This window comes from Albidovulum sp. (assembly GCF_049646345.1).
GTDB lineage: Bacteria > Pseudomonadota > Alphaproteobacteria > Rhodobacterales > Rhodobacteraceae > Albidovulum.
The window spans coordinates 1-9,887 of sequence record NZ_JBARVQ010000300.1 but is presented as its reverse complement, the minus strand read 5'-3'; the positions used below and the strand labels follow the sequence as shown (position 1 = coordinate 9,887).

The following is a 9,887-nucleotide window of genomic DNA, read 5'->3' as shown; positions in this document are numbered from 1 at the left end:
AGGATTAGGGCGTCGCTTTTGGGGGATATCCCCCAAAAGTTTATGCGCTTTGCCCCAAAACCACAGCTTGCGCCGCTCTGCGTCCGGACATTGCCTTGCCATAATGACCTCGCACAGGAATGACGAGGTTAAGACATGTCCAGACAAACCCGGATCAAAAAGGCCGTATTCCCCGTGGCAGGGATGGGCACTCGATTCCTTCCTGCGACCAAGTCGATACCCAAGGAGTTGCTGCCACTGGTGGATCGCCCGCTCATCCAATACGCGATCGACGAAGCGCGGGCCGCAGGGATCGACGAGTTCATATTCGTCACCGCGCGCGGCAAGACGGCATTGGAAGACTATCTCGACCACGCGCCCCATCTCGCCGAAACCCTTCGGCGCGACAACAAGACATCCCTTTTGGCCGAACTGGAAAACACCCGAATGCCGTCCGGTTCCACCGCCTATGCACGCCAGGGTGAACCACGCGGGCTGGGGCACGCTGTATGGTGCGCCCGGCACCTGATCGGCGACGAACCCTTTGCGGTTATCCTGCCCGACGACGTGATCGCCGGCGCGGTCCCCTGTCTGAAACAGATGGTCGATGCCTATCAGACATGTGGGGGAAATCTTGTCGCCGCGATGGAAGTCGCGCCGGAGGAGGTCGGCTCCTATGGCATTCTCGAAACCACGCATCGGAATGGTCCACTTTGCACTGTCTCGGGCATGGTCGAAAAACCGTCCCCCAAGACTGCGCCGTCCAATCTCGCGGTTGTCGGTCGCTATATCCTTGATGCTGCGGTGCTCAACCACCTCGCCCGCAAACAAGTCGGTGCGGGCGGAGAGATACAGTTGACCGACGCGATCGCCGCCGAAATCGGCAAGAGCGGCGTTCATGGGTTTCGTTTCGCAGGCCAACGTTTCGATTGCGGATCCAAGGCCGGTTTCCTGCGGGCGACGGTTGCCTACGCCCTCGCGCGCCCGGATCTGAGGGACGATTTCCGGCAATGCCTTGATGGCGCGATGCATGTCCGGGTCGCGGCAGAATGAGCGCGCTTTGGGGGATTTGCCCCACTTTACCAGTGCGATCTGCCCCATTTTCCACCTTGGCCAGCCTAGGCATCCTTCCCGGTGCAGGCCACGCTCTGATCCAATGAGGTGAGGCTGACACAATGCGAATCCTGCTGATCGAAGATGAAGACATCCTGGCGCGTAACATTTCCCGCGCTTTGCACCGGGTAGGGGCCAAGGTCCAACGTGCGGGCAGTGCTGCGGCGGCGCGTGAGGCTCTGGCTGCCGGAGATTATGACCTTGTGATCGCCGATATTTCCCTTGGCGACGGTGACGGGCTGGAACTTCTGGGCGCGGCATTGCCGATGCTCGGGCAAACCCCCGTGATCGTGATGACCGGGCAAGACAGCGGCCTGAACCGGTCCCGGGCCGAGGGGCTTTCGGTCGCGGCTTTCCTGTCCAAACCATTCGCACTGTCGCGGCTTGTAGAACTGGTAACGGGGCTGTTGCGCCCCGAGGGCACATCCACAAACCACCACGCGGCGTTCAACCGGGGTCCGTCGGTCGTCATGTATTCTCACGACTCCATCGGTCTGGGGCACATGCGCCGCAACTCGGCCATCGCGAAAGAACTGGTGGCGCAGGTGCCGGGCATTTCGGTGCTGATGCTGGTCGGCTGCCCGGCGGGCATGATCTTTGAACCCCATCCTGGCATCGACTACGTCAAGCTGCCGTCTCTGTCCAAGCTTGGGCGGGGCGTCTATCAGCCAGGATCGCTTAGGATCGATGCCCGGACAACCCTTGACATGCGGATGCGGATCATCGAGGGCGTCATTGCTTCGATCCGGCCGGACCTGCTTCTTGTCGATCACGAACCCGCGGGTGCAATGGAAGAATTGCTGCCGGTCCTCAAGATTCTGAACGATGCGCCCAATGCCCGGACGGTCCTGGGCCTGCGGGACATCCTCGATGAGCCGACCCGCACGCGGGCGCTCTGGTCAGAACAAGGGACCGACAGCCTGATCGCAGAGACCTATGATCACATCCTTGTCTATGGCGACGAAGCCTTTTTTCCCAGCATCGCCGCCTACGGCCTCGCCGCCCTGAAGCCCGGTTGCGTGAGTGATTGCGGGATCGTGACCACCGCGCGCCCGCATCCACGCCAGGCTTGTCCGAAACGGCCCGAACGCGTTCTTGTGTCCGGCGGGGGGGGGCGCGACGCCTTTCCGATGATTGCCGCCGCGATCGCGGCCATGACAGAACTGCCCCGATACAAAAGGCCGAAAATGACAGTGATTACCGGCCCGCTGATGGACCGCGAATTGCAGACCGAGGCGATGCGCCTCGGGGCGTTGCATGGTGTCGAGGTTCTGGAGCATGTGACTGATTTGCCGTCCTGGATGGCGCAATCGGACCTGTTGATCACGATGACGGGCTATAATTCGATCAACGAGGCTTTGGCCGTCGGTTGCCCGATCGTGACGGTTCCGCGCCTTGGCCCATCGGCCGAGCAGAGGCTGCGTGCCGAGGCTTTGGAGCGCGCGGGCCTGGCCTATTACTTGCGCCGTGAAGATCTGAGCGCCACGAGCATCGCGCGACTTCTGGGCAAGGTGCCAAAGCCAGGCGGCAGCAACCCTCTGAACACCAACGGTGTGCGCAACGCGGCCCGCGTGCTTGCGTCGCTTTGCACCATCTCCAAGCGCATAGAACTGGAGCGGACCCATGCATGACGCCCCCATCGCCTATATCCTCAAGCGGTTTCCGCGGTTCAGCGAAACCTTCATCCTGAACGAACTCCTGGCCCATGAGGCCGCTGGTGCCACGACCCGCGTCTATTCATTGCTTGCCCCGCCGGAAGAGCCGCGCCATGCCCGCCTGTCACAATTGCGGGCCGAAGTGATGACCCTCAAGGCGCTGGGAAATGGGTCGGACGGTGTGATCACGCCCGGGGATGCGGCGCTTTTCTCGGGCAAGTCCGCGCAAGAAGTCGGTGCGTTGCAACGCAAGGCCGAGGCGGTGGCGCAGGACGCGCGAGCGCGGGGGATCACGCATTTCCATGCTCACTTCGGCTCTGACGCCACGACGGTTGCGTGCCTTGCGGCGCGGGCGGTGGGCGGCTCCTATTCCTTCACCGCGCACGCCAAGGACATCTTTCACACCTATGTCACGCCCGAAGCCGATGCCGAGATGCGCCGCGCCAAGCTGCGCGAGGCGGCCTTTGTGGCCACAGTGTCTGATTACAACGCCCAGCATCTGGCAATGCTGTGCCCCGAAGCCAGGATCATCCGGCTGTATAACGGGATCGACCTTGGTGCTTTCACGCCCGTAGATCCCGCAACGCAAGCGCGGGGACACTTGATTGCGGTCGGTCGAATGGTTGAAAAGAAGGGCTTTGATGTGCTGCTGGCAGCCTGCGCATTGCTCAAGGCCCGGCAGGTTACGTTTTCACTGTCACTGGTCGGCTCCGGTCCGCTGGAAGCGGCGCTGCGCGCACAACGCACCGCACTTGGGCTGGAAGGCTGCGTCGCCATAGGCGGCCCGCTCCCACAAGAAGCGCTGATCGACACGATGAGAACGGCGCAGGCCGCAGTTCTACCCTGCGTGGTCACCGATAGCGGCGACCGTGACGGGCTTCCGACGGTCCTGCTGGAAGCGATGGCGCGGGGCTTGCCCGTCGTTACGACCACAACGTCAGGCGGGCCGGAGATCGTCGAGGATGGCGTGACCGGGAGGCTTTGTGCCCCCGGCGATGCCACATCGCTTGCGGATGCGCTGGAGGCCGTTCTTGCCATCCCCGAAGGGGCGGCCCTGATGGGACAGGCCGGTCGGCGGCGCGCCGAACGCCTGTTCGATCTGTCCACGAATGCGGGAATGCTGCGCGCGTATTTGCGCGATCCGCTCCGCGCGGGACAGGAGGCCGCATGATGCGCATTGCTTATGTCACAGCCGATCGCGGGATCCCGGTCTTTGGAGAAAAAGGCGCTTCGATCCACATCCAGGAAATGATCCGCGCCTTCGGCAAGCTGGGCCACGAAGTCCGGGTGATTGCGGCGCGGCGCGGCGATGGGGGCGACACGGCCCTGAATGTCGAGGAGGTAAGAGCCAGCATCACAGGAACCGACCGTGCGGAAAAAGAACGCGCCGCGATGGCGCAAGCCGACGCGATGGCGGCGCGGCTGATTTCCCTGTATCGCGAATGGCCATTCGACATGATCTATGAGCGTTATTCACTTTGGTCGGCGGCTGGTTGCCGCGCCGCGCGCAGTCTAGGAGTGCCCGTCATCACCGAGGTCAACGCGCCGCTAGTGAAGGAGCAGTCGGCCTTCCGGTCGCTTGTGTGCGAGGACGAGGCCCGGGCCATAGAGGCAAAGGTGCTGGCCGGGTCCGACGCACTTGCTGCGGTCTCGCGTCAGATGGGGGACTACCTGACCGGTGCGGGCGCTGCTCCGGCACGGGTCCATGTGATCGGCAATGCGGTCGATACTGCACAATTCCATCCTGGCGTGCCCCCCATGCAAACGGCCGACATTCCCGAAAATGCTTTCGTGGTCGGGTTTACCGGATCCCTGAAAATGTGGCACGGGGTCGACACACTGTTGCAGGCCTTCCGCGCCTTCCGCGCCGAAGAACCCCGCGCCCATCTTCTGATCTGCGGCGACGGGCCGAAACGCGGCTGGATCGACGGGTTCGTCGTTGGTGCCGGGCTTGCCGATGCCGTCACGATGGCAGGTTGGGTGGATCACGGGGCACTGCCGGGCCTCATTGCCCGCATGGACGTGGCCACAGCGCCCTATCCGGCGGCCGAGGATCACTACTTCTCGCCTCTGAAGCTATATGAATACCTTGCGATGGGGCGGCCTGTTTTGGCCAGTGACATCGGGCAGACGTCGGAACTCTTGTCGGGTTCGGCGGCGGCGCAGCTCTTGTCTCCGGGCGATGTCGGCGCGCTGGCGGCGGCCTTGCGCGATCTTTGCGCCGATCCGGCGCGACGCGCTGCCATGTCCGCCGAGGCCGCCAACGAAGGCGCGTGCCACGACTGGACGCGCAACGCGGCCAGAGTAGTCGAGATTGCCCAGGGCAAGAGGGCCGCCGCATGAGCCGCAACCGACAAATCGAAGTCGGCGCGCTGCGCGGCCTGTTCCAACGCATGGGGCCACATTTGAAAGCCCATCGGCGCAAGCTGATACTCGGGTTTCTGGCCATGATTGGCGTGGCACTGGCAGAAATCATGCGGCCCTGGCCGATCAAGGTGGTTTTCGACGGCCTCCTTGTCCCACAGGAAAATCCCGATGCCGTAACCGGCTGGCTGCTGTCCGTCTTCGGCAATGGTAACGTGCTTCTGGGTGCCATGGCCGCCACGATCCTCGGGATTGCGCTCTTGAGCGGCGCGATGGGTTTCGCCCAGGCCTACCTGATCGCCGCCGTGGGTCAAAAGGTCGTGGCGGCGATCAGGCTTGACCTCTATCGCCATATCCACCGACTGTCCCATTCCTTCCACGACACCACTTCCTCTGGCGACATCATCACGCGACTGACCGGCGACGTGCGGATGATGCGCGATCTGCTGATCGACGCGGTGGTGTTCTTTGCCGCGCGCATCCTCGTGATCGTCCTGACCATCGGCGTCATGCTCTGGATGGATTGGCGGCTGACGCTGGTGGCGCTGACGATCCTGCCCGCACTCTGGTTTATCACGCGCTATTTCGGCAAACGCATCAAGGGCGCGGCGCGCAAGCAGCGCCGCAAGGAAGGCAAAATCGCCGTTGTGATGACTGAAGGCATTTCCGCCTTCAACGTGGTCAAGGGTTTCGCCCGCGAATCCTACGAAGAAGCGCGCTTTGCCAAACAGAACAATTCCTCGGCCGAGGCAGGTGTCGTCACCACGCGGCTGGCTGCAAACATGGATCGGGTGACGCAGGTCCTACTGGCATTGGGAACGGCCGTGGTCATCTGGTTTGGCGTCACCCAGGTGCGGGCGGGCGCAATCAGCCCGGGCGATCTTCTGGTCTTCACCGCCTATCTGTCGTCGCTCTACAAGCCAATCCGCAAGATGGCCTCGATGACCGCACGGGTCGCCAAGGCCACCGCTAGCGGCGAGCGCCTGCTCGAAATATTCGATCTCGAACCGGACATCGCCGAGCATCCGGATGCAAAACCAATTCAAAACCCGATCCATGGGTGGATCCTGTTCGACGAAGTGAGTTTTTCCTATGCCGGCACAAAGGATGCGGTCCTCGACAGGGTGGAACTTGAACTTCATCCCGGCGAAGTTACCGCACTAGTCGGCCCCAGCGGTGCGGGCAAATCCACACTCGCGCGGCTGCTGATGCGATTCTACGATCCGACCGAGGGGGCGGTGCGCATCGACGGGCAGGATATCCGCAACGTCACCCTCGACAGCCTGCGCGGCAATATCGCCATTGTGCTACAGGACAGCGTGCTGTTCGGTACCAGCGTGCGCGACAATATCGCTTACGGGCGCCTCGATGCAACGGGCGAGGAAATCGTCGCCGCCGCCGAGGCCGCCGAAGCCGACGCATTCATTCGCAACCTGCCCGATGGCTATGAAACGGTTCTGGGCGAGCGCGGCGAGACCCTGTCCGGCGGCCAGCGCCAGCGTATCGCCATTGCCCGCGCGATCCTGCGCGATGCACCCATTCTGATCCTCGACGAGCCGTTGACCGGCCTCGATCCGGCGACCGCCAAAGGTCTGCTGGGCGGCCTCCGCCGGGCCGCCGCCGGGCGGACCACGCTTCTTGTTGCACATGATGAACTGACATTGTCACTGGCCGATCACGTCATTCGGGTCGATCAGGGGGGGCTTTCACATGTCGTCAAGTCAAAGCAGAGCCTGTCGGCATGACGACCGCTGCGGACCTTCTGACGCGGACCGACCGCTTCGGAGATGCGTCTGAGCTCGGGCCGGCAATTGCCGCGGTTTTGGGCAAGAAGCCGTTTTCGGTCACGATCGAACGCACACATTTCCCCGACAGCAAGCCGGTTCAGCACGTGCTTCGCGCCAAGTTCGCCGATGGCTCCAGCGAAATGGTTTTCGCAGAATGCTGCCCGGTCGATGCAAAGATACACGCCGACCGTGTCAGAGCCAGCCTGACCAAAAGGCGAAATGGTCAGAAAGCCGGTTTCGACTCCTCGGCCGTTGTCGTTGCTGGCACCGCAGGTCTGGTTTTGCGCCGCCCCGGGCTGGACGAACGCCTGCCCGGCTTGCGATTGCTGCACGATCGGGTTTTTGCATGCCGCGCTGTAGAGACGATCCTTGGCCATGACTTCGGCCCGCTTGTCACCGAACTGGTCGCGCACCGGCTGGGCAAAAGGGCCGTGCTACGGATCCGCGGCGCCAAGCTTGACCTCTTTGTGCGGCTGCGCACGATCAAGAGTGGGGACGGTGACGCCCGCTTCAACCGGCACCGCGCCCTCTGGCACAGCCTTTCAGGACAAACCGATTTGCGCATTCCTGAACCTTTGGGCGTTCTCCCTGAGATTGGCGCTTCGTTTTTTGATGTGCTTCCGGGTGAACCCCCTTGCTTCGAAGGCTCGGATACCGGGGTCGTCGCAAGGGCTATCGCGGCGCTTCAGGCGCTCGATCCGGCGGGTCTACCTGCGCATTCGGGTGCCGATGAGGCGCGTATTCTGTTTCAGTGGCTGGGGCGGTGTCAGGACCTTCGGCCAGAGCTTGCCCGCCGTATCACGCCCGGCCTGACGCATCTGATGGCCAAACTGGAACAGGCAGCCAATCCTCCGCGACCGTGCCACCGCGACCTGCACGAAAAGCAGATCCTGGTTTCGAAAGGCGTGGCGGGCTTTCTGGATTTCGACACGCTTTGCCTGTCGGACCCGGCGCTCGATGTCGGCAACCTTTTGGCGCATCTGTTCCTTGCGGGTCAGGACGAAGCGCAGCTTCGGGCGGAATTTGATACGCCCGGCATCAGCCTCTGGCGCGGCGCAGCATTGTACCGGCTGGCGATGATCTATGCCTTCACCATGACCGCCCAAGCAGATTTGGACCGCCTGATTGAGGAGGCTGATGCCAATGCTGGCAATTGAAGATGCGCGGATACCCGGCCTTGCGGACCTTAGCCAAGAACGCTTGCGCGCAATCACCGGCGCGGATGAGGTCGCTCTGTTGCGCCTGCGCTACCGACCTGGCAAGCGGGCGATCCTGCATGTGGCAACGCGTACCAAAGCGGAAAGGAACGAAGGGACGCTGTGGTTCTTCAGCGGCGACAAGGGCCTGCGCCTTGCCCGCCGAAACAAGAAGCTGTCGCATTTCGACCCGGAAACCCATGCCCTGTTCGAAGCATTTCCCCAGGATCACCGGATGCCCCAGATCCGCATCTTTCTGGAACGGTATGAAGCGATCCTGCCAGGGATGACTGGCTGCCCGGCGGGCGCGGCCCCGGTCCTGCTGCGCTACAGGCCGGGCCTTTCCTGCACCTTCCGCTGCGCATTGGACGGACAACCTCCCTCCTTTGTGAAGTTGGTCGGCGACGATGATCCGGTCCGCCTGCGGGATGCAAACAGGGCGATGCAGGATGCGCTGGAGGGGTCCGATCTGTCGGTTGCCCCTGTGCTCGGGCTCGACGCAGACCTCGGGGCTGTCGCATATGGCAGCGCACCCGGTGCGCCGCTCGATGTCGCCTTGTCTCATTCCGGCAGCCTAGTACCGTTGCAGCAAGCCATCGCAGGGATGCGGCATTTCTGGGCCGCTCCGCTATGGCCAGCCCGCAAAATGACCCGGGACAAGCTACTCGCCCGCGCCCAGGAAAGCATCGGTTTCGTGGCGGTGACGACCCCATCCTGCCATGCCGACATCGCCAAGATTGTCGAGCGACTCGAAGCTGTGATACCTGAAGCGCCGCTCTGTCCCATCCATGGGGATATGAAACTGGAACATGTGTTCCTCGGAAAAATCCGCGCGACCCTGATTGACACGGAGAGCGTTTCGATGGGGTTTGCCGACTACGATCTGGCGCAGCTTTACGGGTGGCTTTGGCAGGCCGAACTGGAAGGGCATTTGCCTGGATACCTGGCCAAAGAGGCCAGCGCATATGTCCGGTTGCAGGCGGGGCCGGCCTTTGATTGGTGCCTTGGCGTTGTCGCCGCCCGGCTTGCGAAATTCTATGCGCAGCGCCCGGGGCCCAATACGGCAGCCTCCATCCGCGCCATCATAGGGCGGTTGCTCTGATGCTTCGGGTTGCTCATGTGCTCAATTCACCGGGCCGCGGCGGAGTCCCCAGAGTCGTGGACGCGCTGATCCGCCATACAGACCCGGGGCGGGTAGCAGCGCACGTGTTCTATCTGAAACCCGGACAGGGACATTTGGGCGACCCCAGTATTCCTTGTCGGGCCGCGACCTCGGCGAGCAAGGCCAGCGCGATGATGGAATTGGTTGGCTTTCTCGATCAACACAGGATCGACGTCTTGCATACCCATTCTTATCGGCCCAACCTGTTTGGCCGCATGGCGGGCGCAGTCCTGCGACCTTCGGGCCTTCGGATCGTCGCCCATTACCACAATGACTACGACGGTAAGTGGGACGCGGATACCCTTTGCGTCGAACGACGTCTTGCGACGATCACGGATGCCGGATTTGCGGTGTCCAGTTCTGTTGCGACCCATGTTGCTATTCGCGTCGGCCTTGTTTGCGAGCTGGCGGAAAACGGTGTCGACAGGGCGCGGGTCACGGGCGGGGACCGGACCCGGGGCCGGGCGTCCCTTGGTTTGCAATCCGAACATCAAGTCGTCGGTCTGGTCGGGCGCGTATGTCGCCAAAAGGGCACCGACACCTTCGTGGATGCGGCGATCCGGATGTCGGGAACCCTGCCGCAGGCGCAATTCGTGGCTCTGGGCGATTTCGAGGATGCTGAACTTGCCGC

The 9,887-nt window shown here is 62.7% G+C and carries 8 protein-coding genes; all 8 read left to right on the top strand.

Features of this window, described 5'->3' with window-relative positions; translation table 11 throughout:
- Positions 1-135: 135 nt before the first annotated feature.
- On the top strand, positions 136-1,032 hold the full coding sequence (locus WBB85_RS07620; RefSeq protein WP_432638024.1) for a UTP--glucose-1-phosphate uridylyltransferase: 897 nt from the start codon (positions 136-138) through the stop codon (positions 1,030-1,032).
- A gap of 122 nt (positions 1,033-1,154) precedes the next feature.
- On the top strand, positions 1,155-2,723 hold the full coding sequence (locus WBB85_RS07615; RefSeq protein ID WP_432638023.1) for a response regulator: 1,569 nt from the start codon (positions 1,155-1,157) through the stop codon (positions 2,721-2,723).
- Positions 2,716-3,918 (top strand): glycosyltransferase, encoded by a 1,203-nt coding sequence (locus WBB85_RS07610; protein ID WP_432638022.1) that lies wholly within the window; start codon positions 2,716-2,718, stop codon positions 3,916-3,918. Before WBB85_RS07615 ends, WBB85_RS07610 begins: the two co-directional genes overlap by 8 nt.
- A complete protein-coding gene (locus WBB85_RS07605; protein WP_432638021.1) occupies positions 3,915-5,090 on the top strand; it encodes a glycosyltransferase in 1,176 nt (391 codons plus the stop codon). The genes WBB85_RS07610 and WBB85_RS07605 overlap by 4 nt, the downstream gene beginning before the upstream one ends.
- Positions 5,087-6,856, top strand: a complete 1,770-nt coding sequence (locus WBB85_RS07600; RefSeq protein ID WP_432638020.1) for an ABC transporter ATP-binding protein — start codon at positions 5,087-5,089, stop codon at positions 6,854-6,856. Before WBB85_RS07605 ends, WBB85_RS07600 begins: the two co-directional genes overlap by 4 nt.
- A complete protein-coding gene (locus tag WBB85_RS07595; protein ID WP_432638019.1) occupies positions 6,853-8,055 on the top strand; it encodes a phosphotransferase family protein in 1,203 nt (400 codons plus the stop codon). The genes WBB85_RS07600 and WBB85_RS07595 overlap by 4 nt, the downstream gene beginning before the upstream one ends.
- On the top strand, positions 8,042-9,196 hold the full coding sequence (locus WBB85_RS07590; protein WP_432638018.1) for a phosphotransferase: 1,155 nt from the start codon (positions 8,042-8,044) through the stop codon (positions 9,194-9,196). The genes WBB85_RS07595 and WBB85_RS07590 overlap by 14 nt, the downstream gene beginning before the upstream one ends.
- A 56-nt stretch (positions 9,197-9,252) precedes the next feature.
- Positions 9,253-9,887, top strand: a 635-nt coding sequence (locus tag WBB85_RS07585; RefSeq protein ID WP_432638017.1) for a glycosyltransferase, incomplete at its 3' end; no start/stop codon positions are given.